The following is a 23,993-nucleotide window of genomic DNA, read 5'->3' on the forward strand; positions in this document are numbered from 1 at the left end:
GAGATAAGTGAAAATTTCATCTTGAGGAAGCCATTCTGTATAGCAAGTTATATAATAGTTTTTTTAATAAAGTCATTTTTATTTTTTAGAGGTCTATCCTTATCAACTAAAATAATGAATTAAGTTTGACAAAAGAAAAGAAAAAGAATATATTTTATGTAAGTTATCACTAACATTCATATATTTTATGTAAGTTACTACTAACATTCATGTAAGGTGTGTAAGTTACTGGTAACAAACAAGGGGGATGACAAATGAGGGTACTGAAAATTATTGCAAACAGGATCGTAAAGAATCCAATTAAAGTTATAACGCTTACAATAGTCGCTACTTTATTATTTGCCGTCGGAGCACAGCAGGTGGAAATGGCAACAGGGAACAACACACTTATTGAGGAAGACACAAAGGTCTATCAGAATAACCTTAAATTGGAACAGGAGTTTGGCGGTGAATCGGTAATTGTGATTTATGAAGTTGAAAATGAATCCGATTTGCTGAATCCTAACACGCTGAAGCATATGAAAGACCTCGAAAGCCAGTTAAGATCACAAGATGGCATCTATTCAATCGTCGGCCCCCATACAGTTGTTCAAAATATATCCGAAAAAAAAGCGGAGAAATATGAAGAAGGCCTGACGGAAATGGCTGATGGGCTCGCAGAAATGGGAGAAAAACTTGAAGAAATCAGTACAAATATCGAAGAAGATGCTTCAAGCCAGTTAAGCTTACCGGATTTTGGGTCGAAATTTTCCGAAATGGAAAAGAGCATCGGTAAAATGGTCGAAGGACAGAAAAAACTTGAGCAGGGTACAGGTGAATTAATAAACAGTTATTCCAGGATGGGCAGTCAACTCAAGGATGTTGCAATAAAACTGCAGCAATACACGGAAAAAATTGATAAGTCCGCTGCAGGAAGACAGGCACAGCAGAAACAGGCATCAGAATTAAAACAGGTTGGTCTGAAACTAGATAAAATGGCTGATCAGATGATTAGCGCCTCCGAACAAAGCGCCCAGCTTCCCAATGTATCCAGAAATACCATCAATGGCCTGCAGGGATTGGAAAAAGGACTAAGAGGACAACATAGCCAGCTGAATAAAATGAGCGAACAGCAGGCACAGCAACAAAAGGATCTGGAAGAACTCGCAGACGGGCTTGCAGAGATGGGAGAAAGCCTAGTTTCCATGAGTGAAAATCTCAGTGAAATGATCACCTACTCTGACAGTATGTCGCCTGGCATCCCGAAAAAACAGGAGACACTCGACCAAATGATTTATGAAGATAACGGATCGCTTCGTAGTATGTTTGACGATATAATTATTGACGGTCAATACATGACATTCATGGTCAAGTTTACTGGTAACGCAACGGATGCCGATAAAAGTGAACTTGTTGCCTTCGTCAAGGACTACATGGAAGAGAATCCGATGGAAGGAATAAGCACAATGGTGTCAGGCAAGCCGGTCTTGGATGATTCAATCCGTAGAGAGATGAAAAAAAGCATGCAAAAAATGATGGGTCTTTCTATCTTGTTTATGATTCTCGTTCTCGGAATTGTGTTCCGGGTAAAATGGCGCATACTGCCGCTTGTGATAATCATGATTGCAGTAATTGGAACGATAGGATTGATGGGATGGCTCAATGTGCCGATTACGATGGTTTCAATGGCGGTGTTTCCAATTTTAATTGGTCTCGGGATTGATTATGCTATTCAATTCCAGAGCAGATTTACAGAGGAAATGACAGGGGAGGAACAATAATTGATGGAAAACAGAAGCACTAGAAGTACCAAAAAGACCGTAACCATGATGGCACCCGCCATACTTACAGCTCTTTTGGCTACAGCAGTGGGTTTTTTAGCTTTGTATACGTCACCGGTCCCAATGATACAAGATTTCGGAAAGATGTTGACCATTGGCATGGTGGTCAGCTTCATCGTCGGATTGTTTATCCTGATTCCAATTCTATTTACCCGTGATCATTTTTTTATAAAATCAATAAAAAAGAATGGTAAGGCAAAATGTGAACATTCAAAAGTGGAGAAGCTATTTGGCATACTCACCAATTTGATCATAAAACTTAAATGGCTGATCATTTTTACAGCCATTGTCACAGCAACTGCCGGCATTTGGGGAGATCTGAATACAGGAGTGGAAACAGATGTGGAAACCTTTATGCCTCAGGATACTCAGGAACTGGAGGATATTCACAGGCTTCGTGATATCCTGGGCACCACCGACCAGGTTTCCATCATGTACAGTACTGACAATGTACTTGATGAGGAGACACTGGGATGGACGGAGGAACTGACTGCTTCTCTTCCACAAGATTTCCCTTCTGTTGTTGTAGATACAAATTCACTGTCAGCTCTGTTAAAGCAAGCAAACGAAGGTGAAATGCCAGATCAGGAAGAAACAGCCGACATTCTTTCCGATATGCCTGAAGAACAGTTGAAGCTTTTTGTGAATAAAGATAGAGACAGTGCTATCTTGAATGTCGGCATCGAGCATCTTGAGGCAGAAGAATTGCAGAATTTCATTACGGAAATGAAAGCATATATTTCACAAGACAGGCCGGAGGATATCGATGCGATAGTAACCGGCAAATCGGTTCTGGACGTGGAAATGGTTACTGCACTGACAACAGGCCGATACAAAATGACGCTGCTGGGGATGGGCCTTGTGTTCATGGTGTTGCTGTTGATTTACCGGCACCCGGTTAAGGCATTTATTCCTTTACTGCCGATTTTGTTCATCGTCGGCTGGTCAGGGGGAATAATGTACTTGTTTGGCATCAACTATACACCGCTCACAGCAACTCTTGGTGCTCTTATTATCGGCATAGGCACGGAATTCACTATCTTAATTATGGAACGATTTTATGAGGAACGTCGAAAAGGCTCAGAGAGGCAGGAAGCAATCATGATAGCCAACCAAAAGATCGGCAAGGCAATTTTTGCTTCAGCCTTTACAACAATAGGTGGTTTCAGTGCATTGCTTGTTTCTGATTTCGTAATCTTGAGCAATTTTGGTATGATGACATTAGTAAACATTTCCTTCGCTCTTATCAGCACGATTATCGTCCTGCCTGCAATCTTGATACTTCTTGACCGATTTGTGCAATTAAAGGGCGGCGAGGAAAGCGGATCGGATACTGTAATGGGGTGAAACAGATATGAGAGATAAAACAGACCAGATTTTGAATGCGGCAATCAAAGTATTTATCAAAAAAGGGTTTCTCCAGACTACAACTCAGGAAATCGCCAAGGAAGCAGATGTGGCTGAGGTGACGCTCTACCGCAAATTTTCCACGAAACAGAACCTGTTTGAGACCGTGGTGAAAAAAGCGCTCGAGAATGAATTCCATACAAAAGTAATGAAGTTCGCAGAGGAACCCAAGACAGAGGATTTTTTAACGCGCATACTTGATGATCGGCTTACGGCACTCTCAAAAAATCGAAAGCTTGCCAAAACACTGCTAGCCGAGAGTTTTATGGGCCATTTAGTTGAAGATATTAATTTTCCGGTTATTATTTATAACGGACTTAAAAAAGGGTTGGATATACACTTCGCAAGACTTGAAGATAAAACGGATACTAATCTCCTTGCCAACCAAATAGGAGGCATTCTCCTCAGCAACCTTACTTTCCCATCGGAAGTGCCTTATTATAAGCTCCCGGCAAAAAATAAAGAGGAACTGTTAAATAGATATGTGAATTCTTTGAACGCTTTTATAGCCAGTTAATTGTTAACTAAAGGAACGGAGGTAAAGAAAGAAGCAAGCTAAAGGTCGCAATTAGGGTGATGACACCTTCGCTGGTGCTATCCCCCTTAAAAGGGCCAATAGGAAAATAGTACTTTCTCTACCAGTTCACCTCGATATTGAGTTTTCCCAATTTGGACGCTAGAGAAAAAGAGCAAATTCATAATTATCTTGAAATCAAGTCTTCCGAATAAAGGTGCTTTAAATATATATCAGTCACATGATATGTTGTTATTTTAAACTACTGTTCAATTTTATTTCTAACTTTCTTTACACACCATTTTTTATCTGAATGGGTATGTAGGTTAAGTTTTTCAGCAAAGATTTCTGCGCTAGAGAAGTTATGGAAGATTTTATTCGAATTGCTATTTGAGTCTTTTAGGGTTTCTTCAGTTCCCCTTACTTTTCTTGAAATTACGTACATTGGGGTCAACTCCTAACTCTTAAAGAATTTGCAGAATTCGATTTTTTACTAATTATATAGGATATATAGAAATTATTGGATTACAATTTTTTTAAAAATTCTTTTCTATGTTACACAATTATGTAGTAATGAAATTCTGACAATTGATTTTAAGAGATTTATTATTAAAATTATCTCAACTTCAAGTCTTCCTTAATAAGGCGCAAACCTGAAAAAAGGTTAGCGCTTTATTTTTGTCTTGATTATATAATTATAGGTTATTAATTGGTTAATTATGGTGAAATTTTAATTGGATTGTGAAGAAATCTTCTTAAGCTAACGTGCAGGTTATTTGAAGATGCCTACCGAAATTAAAGAACAAAATAGGGGGTTAGAGTTATGGATGTAAACTTAAAGGAACATATAAAAGAATTGGAAGTAAGACACACAGGACTTGACGTTCGTAGAAGCCGTGAAGAGCTAGATAAAATACTTGCAGATGATTTCTTTGAAATAGGTAGTTCTGGTTATATGTTTGATAAAAAGGAATGTATTGAATCTGGCGTTGTGCTGACTGAAATGTCCCTACATAATCACGAGATTTATCCGTTATCATCAGACGTAGTTTTATCCACTTATTTTGTAGTTGATAAAACTAGAGATCGGAATACACTTCGCAGTTCCATATGGAAACTTATAGATGGTAGATGGCAATTATCTTTTCACCAAGGTACAATATCTCCATTACAATTAAGCGATGTGCTTAAAAGCACCAATTAAATAAAGGATTATTGTCTTAACGGGTGTGATTGCTGAATAAGAGCGGTCGCTTCTTTCATAATGAAGAAGTAATCTTAAAGAAGGAGGTCATGCGTTTTTTAGTGTGACTTAAAACTATTTAGAGGGTGTGATTATGGAGATAAAGCTAGAAATAGCAACTGATAAAGATGCACAATGTATTTTTGATATTCAGGTTAAAGCCTTTATGCCACTTTTGGATAAGTATAAAGATTATGAAACTAGCCCCGCCAATGAATCTGTTGAGAGATTAATGAAAAGGATAAATAATCCTAACGGTGGTTTTTACAAGATATTAGCTGATAACGAAATTGTAGGTGCGATCTGCATACTGCGAAAAGAAGAAGTAAAACTTTGGATAAGCCCAATGTTTATTTTGCCTTCCTATCAAGGGAAAGGCGTCGCACAGAAGGCTATAACGTTAATTGAAGATCAGTTCCCTCAAGCTACCACTTGGGAGTTAGCAACAATCTTGGAGGAAGAGAGAAACTGCTATTTATATGAAAAAATGGGATATAAAAGAACTGGAGCTAGCAAAAAGTTAAACGATAACGCAACCCTCATCTTTTATAAAAAGATTTGTAAGGAATAATCACATCACCTTATTAAACTATCGGGGACTTTCTTGGAATAAGGAAAGCCCTTTTTTATTTGTCTTTCTCGTTATAACGAGATGAGTTATTTACTGGATATATATGCTAAAATTTGATTTAGATTGTAAAGAAATAATCTTAAAGGGCATGTTTGTGAGATGAAGTTGCTTGAAAATAATTTTATCGGAAAGAGGGGAATAGCATGAAATTAAAGCTTACATGGGCTATTGGAATAATAGTTATTACCAACCTCCTTACTTTTGCTGTTGTTAAGCTGTATTTTCCTACTAACATAAATAACACTCAGTATTTATTAAAAATGAGTGGTCAAGGCGAGAAATGGAAGATAACAAATTATCAACTTGCTTGGTTAGGTGTGGGAGAACACGGTACGGCTGGAAGTCACAATGTTGCATTTTTAGGTGAAGCAAATGAATTAACTGGGAGAGTTAAAGTAGAGGTCTATGATTTTTTTGAAAATGGAGAAAGACCGTCAGCAACGTCTTCTTTTGATGCTGAAATGTTTAAGGATGGTCCTATAAAAGCAGGTGGAGGGGGATTTTATCCTGATAAAAATCTTGGTATCAAAGATATTGAAAGAAAAACTTTTATGGTTGTCTATTGGACAACAACTGATGGACAACAACATCAAGAAACCATTCAAATGAAATTAGATTATGATCCTCAAATCATTAGCGATATTTAGGTGATTATTTAGCTATAATGAATTTCTTGAAGATGTATATTTGGGCAGAGAAATTCGTTTTATTTATAAAGACGATAATTACTATATAGGGTATGGAACAGGTCAATTTATGTTTTGGAGGTACTATAATTTAGTAAGTGAAATCATGGGAGAAGATGTTGAAGACTGGCTTTAAAAAGTTAAACTCGATGGGAAAAATTAAAGAAGTATGGCTTAATCAAGATTAATCCTGTTTTCTGATTAAAATGATAAGAGTTATATATAGGAGTATGATAATTAGTTATTAAGATAATTGGTGCTTATGTTAAATGAAGTTAGGTGGTCTTGAAATGAAAAATTGGGTTTTACTCTGTATTTCAGAGTTTCCATCCTTCAAAGTACCATCTCCTTATATTACATACGATATTTCATATTACTTCGTTCAGTCTGAAGATTTGGATACATATGAGGAACTTGAAGAAAAAGCTTTACTTATTTTTCAAAATAATACTTGAAAAGATGAATATATACTAGCACTTGATTGGCAACATTAATGATATTCAACTATCGGATGCTTTAGTTGAACAACTAATTAGTGATTATCTCGAATTCATATCTTCATGATTCGGGTCGAATCATAAATAAGGATTTCTTGTGAGTAAGAAAATGAGTACGATGATAATTCCATCTGAAACTTTCTTATGAGAAATACGTATGTATATTAAATGAAAATAAAAAAGGATTGAGTGAGAACGATGTTTTTTTCTCGTTGGACTTATTTGCAAATTATCATATTAATACTATTAGGAATTCTACCCTTTCTAGCCGAAACATTTAATCAAAGTATATCGGTTCCAATAGGAGGATCACCTGTTGATACTGTGGGCCCTATGTTTATGACTATACTCTTTCTAGTGTTAGTACTGGGAGGGTTTAATTTATTTTTATTTCTTCAATCAAGGAAGAGTACTACATTTCTAAGTCATCCAGCATGGGATAAGATGCATATTTTGTTGGTTTTTATATTGGTTATATCTCTAATAATATATATTAGTGCTTTTTTTGTGAGTCCCTTAAGTGAAGTCTTACAAAATGTTCGTTGGGGAATCTATCTGATTGTTTATTATTTCCTTTTTATATTTAATCTTATTGTTTTGAGTTTAATTCATAGAGTTAAAAAAACAGTATTGCTAATGAAAGAAAAATTATACTCTCTTTTATCGGGAGTTTACTGATTCTAGTCTTAACAATCTTTATCATTTAATAAGAATAAGTGTTACACAACCATACGAATATACGTCTTAATTATTTACTATACTTTAAGCTCCTTTTTCATACTTGAATTAAATACTATATACAAAAGGGAAGAGGGAATTCTTAAACTCATAGTTGCAAAAAAGAAATTTTTTGGTGATGAGAGAAACACGTCTAAGTGATTCAATGAAATTTATAAATGATAGACACCAACCCATCGACCCCTTGCGATTACTAAAGCGAAGGAAACTAATTCGTTATAGTATAGGAGTCGAGAGAAATGAATTATGTAAGTTTAGCAATCAAACATCAACCATTTGAAACCAAGGTAGAAATGAATAAAGCCATCAAGTCTCAGGTTGCGGAGCATGGGAATCAATTATCAGATACGGAGATCGAGATGATTCATCTTCTGTCCCGATATGCGTGTAAGTATCCAGGGGTGGCGTATCTAAAAAATGATACGATTGCCTCTTTAATTGGGAAAAGCAGAAGAACGGTGATTCGAGTATTGAATAAGCTAGTCGATCTTTCCATTATTACACGCCTTGAAAATATGCGCCTTCAACGTGGAGGAAATGGGGCAAATTTATACATTATTAACCCTTCTGTCACACGGAATGTGACACACAGAAAGGAAGCTGAAAACGCAGAAGTATCAACGGATTCAGTACCAGAAATGCAAGATGAACCATTATCTTTTAAAAACATAAATAAAAAAGAATCTAAAGAATCGTTACAGGTGGAAGGTTCCCATCTTAAGAACTCCTATCGAGAATTTAAACAGTTGGTGTATTGCTTTATTCCAGAAAAGGAGTTTTTCTACCGCTTGTATCGTTCCTATAAAGCGCAAGTTAAGTCATTAGAAAGCCTCTATGCTGAAGAAACACTTCATGAGGTAGGTATTCATTCATTAAAAGCGATGTTCTCTGCCATGAAGGTAAAGGAAATACATAACCCTGTTGGCTATTTCTGTCGAATCGTAAAACAGAAATTAGATGATCTATACCGAGAGTGTTTGTGGGAAATGGAGGAAGAGAGAGATAGTTGTGGAAGGAGTAGTGCCTGTAATACGTATTAAAATCAAGTCACCAAGTTTCAGGCACGAATCTTGAATAAACTGTAAATAAAGGACCGCAAAAGAAGTAAAGTTTCATACAAAATCTTATATTTCACGGTCTTGTTACTATACCATTTATGAAGACGGTAACATTAATAACTGGAAGAATAATCTGCATGTATTAGTTTTTTAACAACTACCTCAAAGTACACAACAACAGTGAGCAAAAAACTTATGCAAATGGAACAAACCATACTTGCATTAAATCTAATTGCCGCCCCTCCTAGACCATAGTTAATATAATGGCCATCAGGAAAGAATGTGAATTTTATGATGGTATCAGATACAAAGAGGGACATAGCGGCATGCATAATTAACCCTAACCATATATACCTTCCCCTTTGTTGGCGATATAGAATTAGAATCAAAATGGAGGAAATAATCAACAAAATAAGATATAGAATGCAATACGCTAAACCTCCACCATTGATTTCCGTAATGACCTTTGACAGTGTCATGAGAACCACCACGCTTTCACTAGCAATCTATGTTTGGGTTGAGAAACAATTCACTTTTTATGAAGCAACTTCTTCGCTGGCTTTTAATCTGGTATCTTGAATAGACCAATAGAATCCAAGCATTCCAAATGCACCTATCAATAGAAACAACCCAGTCATCATACCGTTCGATAGTAAGGCACTGACCATGAGCCCTATACTTCCTAAAACTTGCCCAGCGTCCATGGATAAACCGCTGACTGCTTTGTAGGAACCTCGTGCCTCTTTCGTAGCTAACTGGGCCACATAAGTAGAACGAATAGGTTGGAAAAGTAGTTCTCCTACTGTGGCAATGGCCATCGCAAGCACTAACACTACCATGATGTTGTTCCAGGCTAAAAAACTATAACCTACTACGTACATGAGCAAGCCCATAAATAAAGCTGTTTTTAAGTTGAGTTTACGTGCCGTTTTTCCAATAATAGAAGAGGCGAAAATGACAATCGTTGTGTTAATGATGATAAGAATGCTTAACATTCTGGCTCCATCAATGGTAAAGCCTAATAGAGACGTATGGATCTCTTCATTTAATCGAACGGCTATAAAGCCATATAGCTGAAATTCCAATGAAAGGACGAGTAATGTTGCTAGACACAGAACCATGAAACGGGAATCTTTTAGTACATTTGTATAGTTGGAGAGTAGGCCTGAAAGAACTCCTTTTTTCTTTTCATCTCTAATGTTGTTGGGTACATAGTGATCTTGAATCCATCCTAGCGTTAATGTAAGCGTGAATATAGATAAAATGGCAAAGCCTAAAAATAGCTCAAATGTATACGTGTTAAAGAATAAACCTCCAAGAACGATACCAATCGCGAAGGCCACGTTGGTAGACCAATAGATGAATTGATACATCGTGGGCTGTTCTTCTTCTGAACTAACATCAATTAAGAGGGCTTCTGAAGCGGGATCTATAAATCGGCTTGAGATACTTAACAGGAAGAACATGATAAATGTAAGCCATACCGATTCAAGCCATGGTGAATTAGCAAAGGCTATGATAAAAAAGGACGCGGTCTGAAATATGTAACCTGCGACCATCACTTTTTTCCTGCCAAACTGATCTGCCCAAAAACCTCCGTACATACTAAAGATAATAGATACGATAGTGATAAACGTTAAAATTCCGCCCGCCCATGTCACTCCTAACTTGTTGGAAAAATAAATAGCCATAAAAGGGAAAATACTCATTTCGGCTACATCCGTAACAAACGAAGCGATCATCCGGATTTTAATATTCACATGAAATTGCTTAAACTCTGAAAATGTCATCGTTTTCCTTCTCCTTCCTTAACGTTTATTGTAAATTATAATATACAAATATCAATATAAACGTAAGCAAGGGTTCCTTGTAGGCAAGTAATCCTGTTTATGAACGGAGGATAATATGAAAATAACTCAACAGTGGAACGAAAAAGATAGTGATTACATTAGGCAAAAGGTGATTGAGCATAATCTAGCTAATCTACCTGAGGAAGTGAAACATCCAGTAAAGCATATTAGCTTTATCGTTAGAGATGAAAAGGAAGAAATTCTAGGCGGAATCACTGGAAAGATCTTTTGGTATCACTTACATATTCATAATTTATGGGTAGATCAATCACTTAGGGGAGAGGGATACGGTAAGCAGTTATTACATCATATAGAGACAGTGGCAAAAGAAAACCAATGCTCTCTAATTCAATTAGATTCATTTAGCTTCCAGGCACCGGACTTCTATCAAAAATATGGGTATGAAGTTGTTGGTTCAATAGATGAGTTTCCAACAAGGGAACATAGTCAGTATTATTTGGTGAAGAGATTAGTATAGTCAACCTCGTTATCACATAGTAGGAGGAAGGCAATAATGGTTAAGAAGATTACTATAGGTATTTTTATTTTGATTGTAATTTCTATCATACTTGAAGTAATAGGTGTGAATATCAGTGTGCTACTTCCTATTATGATTCAATGGGCAACAAAATTTGTGCTGCCTTGGATCTTCCTTTATTGGTTTGTCAGATTTGTGAGAGCAAAAGAAGTAGACAGTAAAAGGTAGGGAAATTTGTGGGGAAATATGTTAAAACGTTTATTGGCACGCTAGTGATGAGTTTCTTTATTTTTATGTTTGGTAATGGATTTTTTAGTGGAGGTGGATATCTGCAAGCTACAATACTCTCTTTAGGTACTGTAATCATTTTACTTCTAACAACGTTAATAACCCAAGTTCGGTATCTTATTGATTTGTTAAAGGATGAATAAGGTGGTTTGCATTCCTATTTGTTTAGAGAAGGCGAATACCTTTTTACATAGTGAAATTGTATTATTGACATAGGATGAGGAGAACACATTAAAACTATGAATACAGTGTATTAAAAAACCGAAACACTAGCATTCTAGCGTTTCGGCTTTTTGTAGTAGATGAAGCAAATCTGTCTATGCTTCTTTAGATGTTGTATCTTACATTACTCCCTATTGTACACTTTCTAATAACTGATAAGCTTCCTCTTTATTTTTAGCGTTTAATAATTTCTCACGATAGTCATCGTCCATCAGTTTGCGGGATAGCATCTGTAAGATTTTTAGGTGCTGGTCACCTTGGCTGTCTTTTGGAACGGTGATCATAAAGATGAGCTTAGCTGGTGTGTCGTCAAAGCTATTCCAATCTACTCCGTCTTGCTTAATGCCGAAAACAACCCTTGGTTTCGTGACAGCATTCGATTTAGCGTGTGGGATGGCGATATTCATGCCGATTCCTGTTGTGCTCTCTGCTTCACGAGCCAGGATAGCTTCTTTTACATCAGCTTTTGATTGCACAACACCTTCTTCATTTAACCGTTCAATCATTTCATCGATGACTTCATCTTGGTTTGTTCCTTGCAATTCTGTTTCAATTAAATTTTTACTAGTAATATCAACTAGCTTCGTTACTTCTTCTGTTTCCTGTTCCTTATTCGAAGGAGTTGCTTTCTCAGATTCCTGCTCTTTTGTGTTATCTTCCACTGGTGTTGACGTTTGCTCTTCTCCGCTGGTAGTAGTAGCTTCTCTTTCTGTAACATCTTTTTTCAAGAGGTTCGCAGTAAAGGCTGTAACTAGGGAACCTACGGCAATAGCGACGAAGAACATGAAGACGTTATCTACTGCGCCAAGCACTCCAACGATTGGTCCTCCGTGAGCAACGCGGTCTCCAACCCCTCCAAGCATGGCTATGACGGCACCTACCATAGCTCCGGCCATGTTACTTGGAATGACACGGAATGGATCTTGTGCGGCAAATGGTATGGCGCCTTCTGTAATCCCGAAGAGACCCATTGTGAAGGAGGCTTTTCCTGTTTCAATTTCAGTGGATGCGAACTTTTTCTTATTGATGAATGTGGCTAATCCCATTCCGATAGGTGGGATGGCGATAGCTGCTGCGATTGGGCCCATGATTTCATAGTTACCCTCGCCAATCATCGCTGAGCCGAATAGGAATGCTACCTTGTTGACTGGTCCACCCATATCAAAGGCAATCATTCCACCAAGGATAAGAGCGAGCAATACAGAACTTGTTCCTTGCATGCCTTCTAGCCAGCTTGTAAGGCTAACGAAAACCTGTGCGATTGGTGCTCCAATGAGTGTCACAAAAATAAGGCCAACTGCGAGCGACGCCAATACTGGGATCACAATGATTGGCATGATTGGCTGTACAACTTGAGGTACCTTAATCTTTTTAATCCAAAGTGCTACATAACCTGCTAGAAAACCGGCTACGATACCGCCAAGAAATCCTGCTCCTGCTTCACTTCCATAAAGGCTACCATGTGTGGCAATGTAACCTCCAACCATACCAGGAGCTAGTCCAGGACGGTCGGCAATACTATAAGCAATAAAACCGGCAAGGATTGGTACCATGAAGGAAAAGGATGCTCCACCTATGCTTTCAATGGTTTTCCAAAAAGAATCCTCTGGTATTTTAATGCCTCCAGCTTCCGAAACGCCTCCTAATGTTAAGGAAATAGCAATTAACAGTCCACCAATTACAATGAATGGAATCATATAGGATACACCATTCATTAGGTGGCGATAAAATGGGTTTTGGGTATCTTTTTCTTCGTTGTTTGAAGATGCTTCACTTTCTGAGCTTCCCTGATGAACGGTAGCTTCTCCTTGAATCATACGGTTGATTAGCTTTTCAGGAGAATTAATTCCTTCCTGAACACCTACGGCAATAACTTTCTTTCCAACAAAACGTTCTTTGTTTACGGTTTTATCGGCTGCGATAATGATTCCATCTGCTTCTTGTATATCTTGTTTCGTGAATTCATTTTCTACGCCGATAGACCCTTGAGTTTCCACTTTTATTTCTACGTTTAATTGTTCGGCAGCTTTTTGGAGGTTTTCTGCTGCCATGTACGTGTGAGCTATGCCATTTGGACATGAGGTAATGGCTAACAATTTCATGAGTTCTTCCCCCTTCGTGTATTTTTCGTTTTGTCTTTGTTATCGTTTACATTGTAAGTATAGCAACGAAAAGGGAATGAATAATGCGCTTTCATTACCGGAGACTGTGGAAAAACTGTCATTTACAACATTTCCCTATATATTTTTTAAGGAAGAAAGAAATGACATGACGTCTTGCTCTTTTGTTAAGGAGTCAATGACGGCAGGAGATTCGCTCCATGAAGATAGCTCCTCAAAAAGCTGCTTAGCCTCTGCTTGGTTGTTGTATCTGATTCCGAGTAGACAAACCATTTTCACCGTGCCTGTTCCCCATTCAATTGGTTCTTTTAACGTTGCGATGGCAATCGATGATTGATTAACGTATTCAGGGCTTCCGTGGGGGATAGCCAAAAGCCCACCAATATTCGTCGACGCGGATCGCTCCCGTTGAATGCAGCTTTCGATATACTCTTTTTGGACATAGCCTTTATCTTGTAATGTTCTAGCCAATTGTTCAATGATTTTGTAGCGATGATTGGCTTCTTGATGAAGAAATAGCAAGAACGGACTTGTGTATTGAAGCAAAATGGATCCTTCTCGCCTTTTTTTACTTGATTCATTAGGTCTGCGAAAAAATTGTTGTAAACGCTCTGTGTCTTTTTCTTCTAGTAGAGGGGATACCACTATAGAAGGTGTGTTTTCCACAGAAATCGAGGTGGTTGAAACGATACAATCTACCTCATTTTGCTTGAGATAACTGGTTACATCCGATTTAGAGATGGCGCTAATAACATGAACGGCAGGGAATTGCCTTTCTATTTTTGTACGCAATAGCTGAGACATCCCCATTCCCATGTGACAGACAATGAGAATGTTCTTTTTACGCTGTTTTTGAGAAGATAAACGTTCTATCGAAGCTTGAAAATGAAGAACAAGAAAGGCTATTTCCTCTTCAGGAATCGAAGCTGGAAGAGTTTCCTGTATGTCTTCTAAAGCGAATACCAGTTGATCGAACAAATAAGGATACATTTTCTTAATGTCATCAAGCATTGGGTTAGGTACGTCAAAACCGTAATCAAGTCGCTTTAGAGTTGTTTGCAAGTGAGTCTCCAAGCCAGCTTTTAAATCTTTATCCGTGTGAAAATTAATGCTAAATATGCTGCTTAGCTTCATCATCAATGTGTCCATGACATGATGGAGTAATGGATGCGTATCGTCTTCTTGCGACACAGAAGCAGTACTTCCATATCGTAATCGGCCACTTAGAATATGGAGCGTTAAATAGGCAATTTCATGTTCAGGGAAGTGGATGACAAATGGTTTCTCTAATTCTTCCAACATCTCTTTCGTCCATTGATATTCCTTTTTGTTCTGAAGGTTCGTTAATTCTTCCTTACTCAAGTGTATAGATTTACTCAACTTTATCCGTTTAATCGTAAATAAAATATGAAGGATTAGTCCTTCGACTGTTTCATCTGCATAAAATAGCTGATGTTTGTTCTGAAACTTCTCGAGTGCATTTCGAATGATAGAGATTTCTTGTCTGGAAAAGAGCTTCTCCATCATTAAGCTGTTCGTTTCTTCCTCATCTTTCTGGAAAGCTAGTAAGCGAGCTAAAGCAGCTCTCTTGTCTTTTTCCGTACCTTCTATCGTAAGACCAATTTTTTGCTTGGATGATAAGATTAAATGAAAGCCTTCAAGCCAAGAAGCAATCGAGTCCAATTCCCTTTTGATAATCTTATTTGATACGAAAAAAGTCGACGAAAGGCCTTTAATCGTTAGCGTTTTGTCTTCCATTAATAACTTGTAAGCCATATGCAGTTTTCTTGATTCTTCATCGAGTTCTTGCATTGGGTTACTCTCAGATAACTCTTTATAAAGTCTGGATGCTTCCTCGTTATCGATATGTAAAAAAACACCGTAACCAGGTTTTCGAATAATGGAAGCTGCCTCTGTATGTATATAGTTTTCGATTTGTTTCATATGATTGCGAATCGTCTTTTCGGAACAATCAAATTCATTTGCTAGCTCTTGCACTAATATGTATTGATTTGGGTGCATAAGCAGAAACAACAAAATTTTCGTTTGGATCGAGTTCATATCGTTACTCCTTTTTGTAGGAACATGGTCTTATCAACTTATATCATATTTTACAAGGAGATTGTAGGGAGGATTTGTGGGCAAGTCTACCGGAAGGCAATAATCAATGGTAAGAAACGTTCCTATATCATGCTTGAAAGAGTAGTCTTCCCTTCTGTACGAAATCTCCTTCAAAAAAAGGCCACGGAGGAAGCTCGTAGAATAAGTATAGTAAAGGTTTCGACATTTTATAATAGGAGAGGATCTACATATGGAAATCAAGCAAGGTGATGTTTTCACTTGGGAGCGTTCGTTTACTGTGGAAGAGGTGCTTCAGTTCGCTGAAATTACGGGTGATAAGGGAAGGCATCATATGGAGCGTAACGAAGAAGGGGAAGTAATGGTCCATGGTCTGTTAACAGCTAGTATTGGCACAAAAATAGGCGGGGACATGCATTATATTGCTAGAGAAATGGTGATGGAATATATTCGTCCTGTTTTTACTAGTGATACGATTTCGTGTGAAGTTACCATTACAAAGGTGAAAGAAGTGGAAGGATACAAAAACGTCGAAGTGCAATCTGTTTACCGGAATCAAAAGGGGAAAGAAGTGTTAAAAGGGACAAGTTATGGGATTATACGTCATTAACAAAAGCTCGGGGCGTCCGGTTAGCGACGTATATGCTGCGGCCCACACGACGTGGGTTGGTTCGATGTTGCTACGTGAGGTGGGCCTATAGGATGTAGGTCAGTTCGATGTTGCTGCACGATGCAGCGATTTTAATCGAACCTTCTTCAACCAAGAACTTCCCCTTTGATCTTTTTGAGATAAAGGCAACACGAAAACATGCGTGATTCGATGTTAACTTATCGTACGGAGGCGAGGGAAGCATACTAGTCGCTGGGCGCTGAAGCTGGATGTGGCTTCTATACTTAGTAAGTTATTTTTATTGCCCGCTACCTAATAAAAAAGGCGCTCCTATGTGAGGGAGCGCTTATCTAGCTTCAGAAAAATAACGGACAGAGACGGTAGAAAGTCGGTTATACCAGAATTGGATGCAAGGTCCAAATATAAATATAGTCAGAGCTGTACCGATGCCAACAGGTCCTCCAATGAGATAACTAATGAGGGTTACTGTTGATGCAATTAAGGATTGTGCTAATCCAATTTTTAATTTGAATCGTTGACTAATGGCTAAGAATAGTTCATCAACAGGAGCGCGGGTGAAGCCTGTTTGGATATATAATGCGATTCCAAAGCTTGCACAGATCATACCTGATAGAAAGGCGCTAATTTTTGTAAGCATAAACGCGTCTGTCAGGCTTAGATTTTGAAGAACAAATTCGAGCCAGAATGTAAAGAGGACACTCTCAATGATAATCGGAACAATAGCGCTCCATTCAATGGATTGTTTCTTCAAATAGGCATTCACGAGCACAATGAGAAACTGGAAAGAGGCGAACCAAAAACCTACTGTTAGTCCAATAAAGTCACTAAGGCCAACGTACAATGCTGACCAGAATCCTGCACCTAGAGCTGACTTAACAACGAGGGCGGTTCCGAAATAGGTGATGGTAATTCCAGTTAAATAAATCAGCATTTTCTTTAGTAGCATGGTGACACCTCCAGAAGTTGATTTTACTATAACCAGTAGTTATAGTAAGGGCGAAGGAGACTCGGATATGAACTTACATAAACTGAACTATTTTATCGAAATTGCCAAACAGAGAAGTTATACGAAAGCATCCAAAAAACTATATGTTTCTCAACCAGCTCTTAGTAAACAAATGAAGTTGTTGGAAGAAGAAATGGGATTTCCTTTGTTTACGCGTTCTGCTAAAGGCTTGGAGCTAACAGAGAAAGGATTATCCTTGTATCGTGATATTGAGCCCTTGTTGAATCAACTCGACCATGTCGTACATCAATATCAAAACCATGATACTATCCGATTTGGATCAACCCCGTTACTTAGCTCCTATTTTTTACATAAGCATTATCATAAACTTGAATACACGAACTTCCAAGTAACAGCCATAGAGGATGATAGTCAGGATTTAATTCCTCTGTTAAAAGCGAATGAAATCGACGCTGCCATTGTTCAAGATATACCATCTGTAAAAGGATTATCTTCTACGTTATTATTTGAAGATGAATTCTTGGCAGCTATACCGTCTAATTCTCCTATTGCTTCGCAGTCTTCTGTCACATTGGAAGAGTGTTTCACACAAAAACAAATCATACCGCCGAAAGGGACTTCTCTCCATGAAAAGCTCCAACATATTATGGCTAAGAATCAATTTAAAAGTGACGTTCTAGAAACGCATTATCAGGCAATGGCTGGTATTGTTTCGCTTGGAACTGGTATAGCATATTTACCAGAAATGATGGCGAAACAAATCGAGTATCGTGGTGTTACGTTTTTACCAATAAAAGGGCGCCCTCTAAAACGAGACATGTATTTATATGCCATTACTCCTTCTATGCTTGATTTTCTTTTTGATAAGTTATCGAATGAATCCTTCTAGTACTAGCATAACGTGGATGTAATGATGTTAGGTAATACTCAAAAGGAATAGTGTTATAACCTTAGGTTATAAAAGGTTTTCTGTTTTATATATAGAAGAGGAAAGGTGTAGATTTTACACAAATCATGGGGAGAGGGTGTTTGGTAGATGAAGATTGGACTAGTACGCCATGGTAGTACAGCATGGAATCAAGAGGGAAGAGCACAGGGGAGTTCAGATATTCCATTAGATGAAGAAGGGAAGCTTGGGGCTCGTAAGCTTGCCGATAGACTAGCAGAAGAACGATGGGATTTCATCTATGCTAGCGATCTAGCAAGAGCTGCTCAAACAGCTGAAATTATTGGAGAAAAAATTGGTGTAGAGGTGAGACAGGACCCTAGACTCCGTGAAGCAATTGGTGGTTTGATTGAAGGAACGACAGAAGAAGAGCGTATCGAAAAATGGGGACCCAATTGGAGAGAGCTTGATCTTGGAATAGAACGTGCGGATGTGGTTGTTTCTAGAGCACTTTCTATTTTTAAACAAATTCACCAACAGCATAAAGACATGCATGTGCTTATCGTTAGTCATGGTGCTCTAATTAAGCATTTGTTGCATGAGTTGCAGCCTGATTTTCAAATGGTGGAAGCACTTCGAAATAATTCTCTAACCATCTTGCAAGCTACTGAGCAAGGTTGGAAAGGGGACCTATATAACTGTACAAATCATTTACAGTAACGTCATTCACGTTAAAAAGATTACAATTTCATTAACATTTGGGATGTTGTCTAGACAACCATCAAAAACGTGGTAAAATTTAAAGGGAATACATAAAAGGGAGATTGTTAGTATGAAACTTTGGATGAGAAAAGTCTCCGTCATTCTTATTACAATTGTAACTCTCGGAATGTATAACCCTGTCCATTTATTGGATACAGAAGCGGCCGAGAAACACAAAGTTGACTCCTCAAATGAGGGCGTAAATGAAGGTCGGCTTACAACGAATGAAGAAGACGAGCATGAAGATGATATCGAAATCACGCTTCATGATGAATCAAGTGATGAATCAAGTGATGAAAATAACGAAAGCGATTACTTTATCAGTGCGATCACTGAACAGGCAAAAGAACAAACCGTTACGAAATTAGGGCCGAAAATCTATGATAAAGTAGAAGACGAGTTCACAACTCAAATCCTACCAGGTATTGAGCAAGTGGTGGAAGAATTATTGGTAGAAGCTAGTAAAGAAGAAGTACCTTACTATGAAATAACAGAACTAGCAAGCCCAGGATATGGGGAGAAAATCTTCAATCTTTATGACCACAAAGCAAAACAAGATGTGGCTAAATTCCATGTAAGACGCGATAATCGTCCTGGAGAGGGCCACTGGTTTAATTTTCATTACCATTTAAGCCAAGACAATTTCGAACAACATCATCCAATCGGAGAGATTTACTGGGATAAAAATACCCCACCGAAATGGATGGCATAAAAAGAGCTATAAGCACGATTTATCTTTTAAGAGATAAATCGTGTTTTTTTATGTTTTTGATCATAAATAGTAGCTTCATTATCTTGGAGACTAACTTTACTCACACTGAGATAGGTTATGCTCTCTTTGATCCTGCATATGCGCTCTTCGGAATGGTATATGCTCTCTCCGATCCTGGATATGCGCTCTTCGATATGGTATATGCTCTCATGCATCCCGCATATGCGCTCTTCAGAATGGTATATGCTCTCTCCGATCCTGGATATGCGCTCTTCGGAATGGTATATGCTCTCTCCGATCCTGGATATGCGCTCTTCGGAATGGTATATGCTCTCTCCGATCCTGGATATGCGCTCTTCGGAGTGGTATATGCTCTCTTCGATCCTGCATATGCGCTCTTCAAAATGGTTTACGCTCTCTCCGATCCTGGATATGCGCTCTTCGGAATGGTATATGCTCTCTCCGATCCTGGATATGCGCTCTTCGGAATGGTATATGCTCTCTCCGATCCTGGATATGCGCTCTTCGGAGTGGTATATGCTCTCTCCGATCCTGGATATGCGCTCTTCGAAATGGTTTACGCTCTCTTTGATCCTGGATATGCGCTCTTCGATATGGTATATGCTCTCATGCATCCCGCATATGCGCTCTTCGGAATGGTATATGCTCTCTCCGATCCTGGATATGTTATTTCAAGAGGTGTGAAGTCTACTAGTATTCTACCAATTTCATGAATAAAGAAAATAGATTGTTGTTCTCTTACATTCAAAAATAATCCCCCAGAGATTCAGCTAATCTCTGGGGGATTTACTTTACTCTTCTTGTTCCACAACAAGTTTGCCAATCATTTTTCCACTTTCTAGCGTTGCATGTGCCTGCCTAAGGTTTCTGGCATTCAACCCAGTTAAGGTTTGAGTCAATGTAGTCTTGATGTCTCCTTCATCTATTAGCTTGGCAACATGAGATAGGATGGTATGTTGTTCGATCATATCTTCTGTTTGAAAAAGGGATCTGGTAAACATAAATTCCCAAACGAAGGTGGCGCTTTTGTGTTGCAAAGCTGAGAGATTTAAATTTTCATCTGTTTCCACAATACTACAAATCTTGCCCTGAGGTTTGATAACATTAACCATCTCGTCCCAGTGGTGGGCAGTAGAATTTAAGCAGAAAATATAATCCACTTCCTTCATTTCAAGCCCTTCTAGTTGTGGACCAAACGAGTGATGATGATTGATCGTATAATCTGCTCCTCGATTTTTTGTCCATGTAATTGTTTCTTCCCTTGAGGCGGTTCCAATGACAGTTAAACCTGCCAAGTGAGCTAGTTGTGTAGCAATGGAACCAACACCTCCAGCAGCCCCAATGATGAGTATGGATTTACCTTGGTTAGCTGTTTTGTTAAATGGAATGTTTAAACGTTCGAATAAGGCTTCCCAAGATGTGAGTGTCGTCAATGGTAAAGCAGCAGCTTCCTGATAAGTCAATGTAGAAGGCTTTTGAGCTACGATTCGTTCATCAACAAGATGACATTCACTATTAGATCCAGGTCGCGCAATGGAACCTGCATAATACACTTCATCTCCTACTTGGAATAACGACACATCATCTCCAACTTCTTCCACAATACCCGCTGCATCATAACCTAGTATTTTTGGTTCGTCTTCCTCCTCTCCATTGGCACGAACTTTTGTGTCAACAGGATTTACAGAGACGGCTTTTACTCGAACAAGTATGTCATGTCCCGAAGCCTTAGGTGTAGGTACAGTTACATCAATCAAGCTTTCCTCCTCTGAAATAGGGAGGTGTTTATACAACCCGACCGCTTTCATATCATTACTCATGTTATCATCCTTTTTTTCATTCAATTATAGTCATGTCCTTTCAAAAATTCCACATCTCGTGGGGGGACAAACATCTCTATGGTTTAACAATAGGGGGGATTTCCCTCTTAAATAAACGTACTTATCGTCGACCTAAGTATCTCCGAGATGTATAATAAATATAACAGTAGGGAGGGGATGCGAGATGGTTCAACGTAAAAAGAAGAAATGGGTAAGGCGAGTCGTTATTGGAGTGCTGGCTTTGCTCATTTGTCTTGGGTTTACAGCATATGTATATTTGCAGCCATATGAAGCATCCCATCGTGCGATTGAAGCAATGAGTCCTTCTGACGAGCTATCTATTACCTCCCAAGAAGATTGGATTTTATTTCAACCGACTGATTCGGTAGGAACTAGTGTTATTTTTTATCCTGGAGGTCTTGTTGAGCCTGAGAGTTATGCCCCTCTAGCACGGGGTATAGCGAAACAAGGATATCCTACGTATATTGTCAAAATGCCACTCGACCTTGCAGTATTAGGAATTAATAAGGCTGAAAAAGTTATCGAACAACAAAATCATGAATCCTATATTATTGGTGGACACTCGCTTGGTGGTGCAATGGCAGGTCGATTTGCTTCCAACCATCAAAATGACATTGAGGGCCTATTTTTACTAGCCTCTTATGTGGATGAGGGGGGGAGTCTTGCTTCAACATCTATGCCTGTCCTATCCATTATAGGGTCAAACGATGGAATCATGAATATAGAAAAACTTGAAGAAGGAAAGCAATACGTTCCGAAAACGGCTACGTATCATGAACTAAGTGGAGGGAATCATAGTCAATTTGGAAGCTATGGTTTTCAAGAAGGTGATCAAAAAGCTACGATTTCTGAAGGCACTCAGATCAATCAAACCACTTCTTTTATTACCGATTGGATGACAACAAATCATTTAAAGTAACTTTAGTGTTAATCGGGGAAAAAACCTCCACTTGGAGGTTTTTTCTGTAACAGAGTATTATTGAGCAGTGTAGCCACCATCTACTAGCATGTTCGCTCCTACCATGAAGGAAGCATCGTCACTGGCGAGGAAACGAACAGCTTTTGCTATTTCTTCCGGTTTACCAAGACGACCTATCGGATGAGCTCCGACTAAACTTTGAACCGTTTCTTCGTCTGCGTTTTCTAGTATTGCTGTTTCTACATAACCTGGGCATACTGCGTTCACTCGGATGTTATTCTTCGCATAGGTTACACCTAAGGATCTGGTTAAGTTCACAACGCCACCCTTCGCAGCAGCATAGGAAGTTACAGCAGGTTGGCCGACGTGACCTAATATAGAAGCGTTATTAACAATTGCTCCACCTGTTTCCTGGCCTAACATCTGATCAATGGCATACTTATTTGTTAAGAAAACTCCATTTAAGTTCACATCTAATAGATTCTTCCAGCTTTCATAGGATAGTTCGTGTGCTGGGGTAGCATCACCAATACCAGCATTCGCAAATAAAATATCAACCGAACCAAATGTATCTACCGTTTGGTGGATCAATTGTTGGACATCTTCTTCAGCTGTAACATCAGTTTTCACAAAAAGAGTCTCAAATCCTTCCTCCTGTAACGTATTGGCTAGTTCTTGCCCTCGTTCATTTAAGTCCGCTATAACTACCTTTGCACCATGGTCACAAAATTCACGAACGGTTGCTTCCCCAATACCACTAGAGCCCCCAGTTACAATTGCTACATTATTTTTTAACGTCATCAGAATTCCTCTCTTTCATTCTTGTTATCTTTTAGGACGCTCCCATTCCACCATCAATGCGATACTGGCTTCCTGTGATAAACTTACTTTCATCGGAAGCTAGAAATAGAACTAAATTTGCTATATCCGTACTTTCACCGTAACGCTGTAATGGGATAGCGGAAGTTTGTTGCTCATGAACTTCTTCTCCGTGTCCTGGGTTCATACCTTCTTCTAGAGATCTCATCATTCGACCTTCTACTGGAGAAGGATGGATGGAGTTCACTCGTATATGATCATTAGCTGCTTCAAGTGCAGCTGTTTTCGTAAGACCTACAACCCCATGTTTAGAAGTAACATATGGAGAGACGCCTGGGCTGCCCATCAAGCCTGCAACGGAGGAGGTGTTGATGATACTTCCTGATTGATTTTTCATCATGGTTGGAAGGACGTGTTTTAATCCTAGGAACACACCCAATACGTTCACGGATAGAACGCTTTCAAAATTTTCAACGCTTTGTTCGGTTATTGGTGCTACTTCGCCTTCAATGCCAGCATTGTTAAAGAATACATCAACTTTGCCAAACCGGTCGAGTGTTTCTTGAACATAGTTTTGTACGTCTGCTTCTTTAGAAACGTCAGCTTGAATCGTTATTAGTTCATCAGGATTTTCTAGTTCTGCTTTAGCCTCTTGGAGAGCTTCTTGATTTATATCGACAATAGCTACTTTCGCTTTTTCTCTTAGAAACGCTCGGGCTACTTCTTTACCGATTTCCCCACTACCACCTGTCACAATTGCTACTTTATCCTGTAAACGTGCCAATGTGAAACACTCCCTTTTCT

The 23,993-nt window shown here is 38.6% G+C and carries 25 protein-coding genes and 3 pseudogenes; 18 read left to right on the forward strand and 10 right to left on the reverse strand.

Annotation, left to right across the window (positions count from 1 at the left end; all coding sequences use genetic code 11):
- Positions 1 to 254: 254 nt before the first annotated feature.
- Genes GLW08_RS12150 through GLW08_RS12160 form a run of 3 tightly spaced genes read left to right on the forward strand, consistent with a single transcriptional unit; the run spans position 255 to position 3,744 of the window.
- Positions 255 to 1,760, forward strand: a complete 1,506-nt coding sequence (locus GLW08_RS12150; protein WP_160848907.1) for an MMPL family transporter — start codon at positions 255 to 257, stop codon at positions 1,758 to 1,760.
- A gap of 3 nt (positions 1,761 to 1,763) precedes the next feature.
- On the forward strand, positions 1,764 to 3,167 hold the full coding sequence (locus GLW08_RS12155) for an efflux RND transporter permease subunit (protein ID WP_160849021.1): 1,404 nt from the start codon (positions 1,764 to 1,766) through the stop codon (positions 3,165 to 3,167).
- A gap of 7 nt (positions 3,168 to 3,174) precedes the next feature.
- Positions 3,175 to 3,744, forward strand: coding sequence for a TetR/AcrR family transcriptional regulator (locus GLW08_RS12160; protein ID WP_160848908.1), 570 nt, complete (start codon positions 3,175 to 3,177; stop codon positions 3,742 to 3,744).
- 259 nt (positions 3,745 to 4,003) lie between these two features.
- Here the strand turns inward: GLW08_RS12160 and GLW08_RS12165 are convergent, their stop codons facing one another.
- Complete coding sequence (locus tag GLW08_RS12165) at positions 4,004 to 4,186, reverse strand: hypothetical protein (RefSeq protein WP_160848909.1); 183 nt, start codon at positions 4,184 to 4,186, stop codon at positions 4,004 to 4,006.
- A 378-nt stretch (positions 4,187 to 4,564) separates the two neighbouring features.
- Here GLW08_RS12165 and GLW08_RS12170 point away from each other — a divergent pair, with 378 nt between their 5' ends.
- From GLW08_RS12170 to GLW08_RS12190, 6 genes and pseudogenes are all read left to right on the forward strand, one after another.
- On the forward strand, positions 4,565 to 4,945 hold the full coding sequence (locus tag GLW08_RS12170) for a DUF4440 domain-containing protein (protein WP_160848910.1): 381 nt from the start codon (positions 4,565 to 4,567) through the stop codon (positions 4,943 to 4,945).
- Between the two features lie 133 nt (positions 4,946 to 5,078).
- Positions 5,079 to 5,555, forward strand: a complete 477-nt coding sequence (locus GLW08_RS12175; protein WP_160848911.1) for a GNAT family N-acetyltransferase — start codon at positions 5,079 to 5,081, stop codon at positions 5,553 to 5,555.
- Between the two features lie 203 nt (positions 5,556 to 5,758).
- Entirely contained in the window at positions 5,759 to 6,262 is a 504-nt protein-coding gene (locus tag GLW08_RS12180) for a hypothetical protein (protein ID WP_160848912.1), read from the forward strand.
- Positions 6,263 to 6,302: 40 nt separating this feature from the next.
- Entirely contained in the window at positions 6,303 to 6,437 is a 135-nt protein-coding gene (locus GLW08_RS22155) for a hypothetical protein (protein WP_272917084.1), read from the forward strand.
- A 133-nt stretch (positions 6,438 to 6,570) separates the two neighbouring features.
- Positions 6,571 to 6,753 (forward strand): annotated as a pseudogene (locus GLW08_RS12185) (DUF2716 domain-containing protein); the annotation flags it as partial.
- Between the two features lie 1,022 nt (positions 6,754 to 7,775).
- Complete coding sequence (locus GLW08_RS12190; protein WP_160848914.1) at positions 7,776 to 8,576, forward strand: helix-turn-helix domain-containing protein; 801 nt, start codon at positions 7,776 to 7,778, stop codon at positions 8,574 to 8,576.
- 131 nt (positions 8,577 to 8,707) lie between these two features.
- Here GLW08_RS12190 and GLW08_RS12195 read toward each other — a convergent pair whose 3' ends face one another.
- Both GLW08_RS12195 and GLW08_RS12200 read right to left on the reverse strand, forming a co-directional pair.
- Positions 8,708 to 9,073, reverse strand: a complete 366-nt coding sequence (locus GLW08_RS12195) for a hypothetical protein (RefSeq protein ID WP_160848915.1) — start codon at positions 9,071 to 9,073, stop codon at positions 8,708 to 8,710.
- A 57-nt stretch (positions 9,074 to 9,130) separates the two neighbouring features.
- Positions 9,131 to 10,384 carry an MFS transporter gene (locus GLW08_RS12200; protein WP_160848916.1) on the reverse strand — a complete coding sequence of 418 codons (1,254 nt, stop codon included), beginning with the start codon at positions 10,382 to 10,384 and terminating at the stop codon, positions 9,131 to 9,133.
- Between the two features lie 115 nt (positions 10,385 to 10,499).
- On the opposite strand from GLW08_RS12200, the gene GLW08_RS12205 reads away from it, so the two are divergent.
- Genes GLW08_RS12205 through GLW08_RS12215 form a run of 3 tightly spaced genes read left to right on the forward strand, consistent with a single transcriptional unit; the run spans position 10,500 to position 11,353 of the window.
- Entirely contained in the window at positions 10,500 to 10,922 is a 423-nt protein-coding gene (locus GLW08_RS12205) for a GNAT family N-acetyltransferase (protein ID WP_160848917.1), read from the forward strand.
- A 36-nt stretch (positions 10,923 to 10,958) separates the two neighbouring features.
- Positions 10,959 to 11,150, forward strand: coding sequence for a hypothetical protein (locus tag GLW08_RS12210; RefSeq protein ID WP_160848918.1), 192 nt, complete (start codon positions 10,959 to 10,961; stop codon positions 11,148 to 11,150).
- 8 nt (positions 11,151 to 11,158) lie between these two features.
- Complete coding sequence (locus GLW08_RS12215) at positions 11,159 to 11,353, forward strand: hypothetical protein (RefSeq protein ID WP_160848919.1); 195 nt, start codon at positions 11,159 to 11,161, stop codon at positions 11,351 to 11,353.
- 210 nt (positions 11,354 to 11,563) lie between these two features.
- Here GLW08_RS12215 and GLW08_RS22430 read toward each other — a convergent pair.
- From GLW08_RS22430 to GLW08_RS12225, 3 genes and pseudogenes are all read right to left on the reverse strand, one after another.
- Positions 11,564 to 12,025: pseudogene (locus tag GLW08_RS22430) on the reverse strand (PTS sugar transporter subunit IIA); the annotation flags it as partial.
- Between the two features lie 116 nt (positions 12,026 to 12,141).
- Positions 12,142 to 13,534, reverse strand: a pseudogene (locus tag GLW08_RS12220) (PTS fructose transporter subunit IIC); the annotation flags it as partial.
- A gap of 135 nt (positions 13,535 to 13,669) precedes the next feature.
- Complete coding sequence (locus GLW08_RS12225) at positions 13,670 to 15,613, reverse strand: BglG family transcription antiterminator (protein WP_160848921.1); 1,944 nt, start codon at positions 15,611 to 15,613, stop codon at positions 13,670 to 13,672.
- Positions 15,614 to 15,863: 250 nt separating this feature from the next.
- On the opposite strand from GLW08_RS12225, the gene GLW08_RS12230 reads away from it, so the two are divergent.
- Positions 15,864 to 16,241, forward strand: a complete 378-nt coding sequence (locus GLW08_RS12230; RefSeq protein ID WP_160848922.1) for an FAS1-like dehydratase domain-containing protein — start codon at positions 15,864 to 15,866, stop codon at positions 16,239 to 16,241.
- Between the two features lie 346 nt (positions 16,242 to 16,587).
- On the opposite strand, the gene GLW08_RS12235 is transcribed toward GLW08_RS12230, so the two are convergent.
- On the reverse strand, positions 16,588 to 17,208 hold the full coding sequence (locus GLW08_RS12235) for a YczE/YyaS/YitT family protein (protein ID WP_160848923.1): 621 nt from the start codon (positions 17,206 to 17,208) through the stop codon (positions 16,588 to 16,590).
- Positions 17,209 to 17,275: 67 nt separating this feature from the next.
- On the opposite strand from GLW08_RS12235, the gene GLW08_RS12240 reads away from it, so the two are divergent.
- From GLW08_RS12240 to GLW08_RS12255, 4 genes are all read left to right on the forward strand, one after another.
- Positions 17,276 to 18,118, forward strand: a complete 843-nt coding sequence (locus tag GLW08_RS12240; RefSeq protein ID WP_160848924.1) for a LysR family transcriptional regulator — start codon at positions 17,276 to 17,278, stop codon at positions 18,116 to 18,118.
- A 147-nt stretch (positions 18,119 to 18,265) separates the two neighbouring features.
- Complete coding sequence (locus tag GLW08_RS12245) at positions 18,266 to 18,835, forward strand: histidine phosphatase family protein (RefSeq protein ID WP_160848925.1); 570 nt, start codon at positions 18,266 to 18,268, stop codon at positions 18,833 to 18,835.
- 112 nt (positions 18,836 to 18,947) lie between these two features.
- Positions 18,948 to 19,589 (forward strand): YpjP family protein, encoded by a 642-nt coding sequence (locus GLW08_RS12250; protein ID WP_160848926.1) that lies wholly within the window; start codon positions 18,948 to 18,950, stop codon positions 19,587 to 19,589.
- A gap of 83 nt (positions 19,590 to 19,672) precedes the next feature.
- Complete coding sequence (locus tag GLW08_RS12255) at positions 19,673 to 20,323, forward strand: hypothetical protein (RefSeq protein WP_160848927.1); 651 nt, start codon at positions 19,673 to 19,675, stop codon at positions 20,321 to 20,323.
- 78 nt (positions 20,324 to 20,401) lie between these two features.
- On the opposite strand, the gene GLW08_RS12260 is transcribed toward GLW08_RS12255, so the two are convergent.
- On the reverse strand, positions 20,402 to 21,430 hold the full coding sequence (locus GLW08_RS12260) for a zinc-binding alcohol dehydrogenase family protein (RefSeq protein ID WP_160848928.1): 1,029 nt from the start codon (positions 21,428 to 21,430) through the stop codon (positions 20,402 to 20,404).
- Between the two features lie 184 nt (positions 21,431 to 21,614).
- Here GLW08_RS12260 and GLW08_RS12265 point away from each other — a divergent pair, with 184 nt between their 5' ends.
- Positions 21,615 to 22,370, forward strand: a complete 756-nt coding sequence (locus tag GLW08_RS12265) for an alpha/beta hydrolase (RefSeq protein ID WP_160848929.1) — start codon at positions 21,615 to 21,617, stop codon at positions 22,368 to 22,370.
- A gap of 57 nt (positions 22,371 to 22,427) precedes the next feature.
- Here the strand turns inward: GLW08_RS12265 and GLW08_RS12270 are convergent, their stop codons facing one another.
- Positions 22,428 to 23,171 carry an SDR family NAD(P)-dependent oxidoreductase gene (locus tag GLW08_RS12270; RefSeq protein ID WP_160848930.1) on the reverse strand — a complete coding sequence of 248 codons (744 nt, stop codon included), beginning with the start codon at positions 23,169 to 23,171 and terminating at the stop codon, positions 22,428 to 22,430.
- A 31-nt stretch (positions 23,172 to 23,202) separates the two neighbouring features.
- Entirely contained in the window at positions 23,203 to 23,973 is a 771-nt protein-coding gene (locus GLW08_RS12275) for an SDR family NAD(P)-dependent oxidoreductase (RefSeq protein ID WP_160848931.1), read from the reverse strand.
- Positions 23,974 to 23,993 lie beyond the last annotated feature (20 nt).

Source organism: Pontibacillus yanchengensis (genome assembly GCF_009856295.1).
GTDB classification, from domain to species: Bacteria; Bacillota; Bacilli; order Bacillales; family BH030062; genus Pontibacillus; species Pontibacillus yanchengensis_A.

What these genes read in the sequence shown, in the direction of transcription:
- GLW08_RS12240 (WP_160848924.1), top strand. Translation starts at nt 17,276, where the DNA reads ATGAACTTACATAAACTGAACTATTTTATCGAAATTGCCAAACAGAGA.
- GLW08_RS12230 (WP_160848922.1), top strand. Translation starts at nt 15,864, where the DNA reads ATGGAAATCAAGCAAGGTGATGTTTTCACTTGGGAGCGTTCGTTTACT.
- GLW08_RS12210 (WP_160848918.1), top strand. Translation starts at nt 10,959, where the DNA reads ATGGTTAAGAAGATTACTATAGGTATTTTTATTTTGATTGTAATTTCT.
- GLW08_RS12235 (WP_160848923.1), bottom strand. Translation starts at nt 17,208, where the DNA reads ATGCTACTAAAGAAAATGCTGATTTATTTAACTGGAATTACCATCACC.
- GLW08_RS12150 (WP_160848907.1), top strand. Translation starts at nt 255, where the DNA reads ATGAGGGTACTGAAAATTATTGCAAACAGGATCGTAAAGAATCCAATT.
- GLW08_RS12155 (WP_160849021.1), top strand. Translation starts at nt 1,764, where the DNA reads ATGGAAAACAGAAGCACTAGAAGTACCAAAAAGACCGTAACCATGATG.
- GLW08_RS12270 (WP_160848930.1), bottom strand. Translation starts at nt 23,171, where the DNA reads ATGACGTTAAAAAATAATGTAGCAATTGTAACTGGGGGCTCTAGTGGT.
- GLW08_RS12165 (WP_160848909.1), bottom strand. Translation starts at nt 4,186, where the DNA reads ATGTACGTAATTTCAAGAAAAGTAAGGGGAACTGAAGAAACCCTAAAA.
- GLW08_RS12205 (WP_160848917.1), top strand. Translation starts at nt 10,500, where the DNA reads ATGAAAATAACTCAACAGTGGAACGAAAAAGATAGTGATTACATTAGG.
- GLW08_RS12195 (WP_160848915.1), bottom strand. Translation starts at nt 9,073, where the DNA reads ATGACACTGTCAAAGGTCATTACGGAAATCAATGGTGGAGGTTTAGCG.
- GLW08_RS12200 (WP_160848916.1), bottom strand. Translation starts at nt 10,384, where the DNA reads ATGACATTTTCAGAGTTTAAGCAATTTCATGTGAATATTAAAATCCGG.
- GLW08_RS12170 (WP_160848910.1), top strand. Translation starts at nt 4,565, where the DNA reads ATGGATGTAAACTTAAAGGAACATATAAAAGAATTGGAAGTAAGACAC.
- GLW08_RS12175 (WP_160848911.1), top strand. Translation starts at nt 5,079, where the DNA reads ATGGAGATAAAGCTAGAAATAGCAACTGATAAAGATGCACAATGTATT.
- GLW08_RS12250 (WP_160848926.1), top strand. Translation starts at nt 18,948, where the DNA reads ATGAAACTTTGGATGAGAAAAGTCTCCGTCATTCTTATTACAATTGTA.
- GLW08_RS12180 (WP_160848912.1), top strand. Translation starts at nt 5,759, where the DNA reads ATGAAATTAAAGCTTACATGGGCTATTGGAATAATAGTTATTACCAAC.
- GLW08_RS12160 (WP_160848908.1), top strand. Translation starts at nt 3,175, where the DNA reads ATGAGAGATAAAACAGACCAGATTTTGAATGCGGCAATCAAAGTATTT.
- GLW08_RS12245 (WP_160848925.1), top strand. Translation starts at nt 18,266, where the DNA reads ATGAAGATTGGACTAGTACGCCATGGTAGTACAGCATGGAATCAAGAG.
- GLW08_RS12225 (WP_160848921.1), bottom strand. Translation starts at nt 15,613, where the DNA reads ATGAACTCGATCCAAACGAAAATTTTGTTGTTTCTGCTTATGCACCCA.
- GLW08_RS12260 (WP_160848928.1), bottom strand. Translation starts at nt 21,430, where the DNA reads ATGAGTAATGATATGAAAGCGGTCGGGTTGTATAAACACCTCCCTATT.
- GLW08_RS12190 (WP_160848914.1), top strand. Translation starts at nt 7,776, where the DNA reads ATGAATTATGTAAGTTTAGCAATCAAACATCAACCATTTGAAACCAAG.
- GLW08_RS12265 (WP_160848929.1), top strand. Translation starts at nt 21,615, where the DNA reads ATGGTTCAACGTAAAAAGAAGAAATGGGTAAGGCGAGTCGTTATTGGA.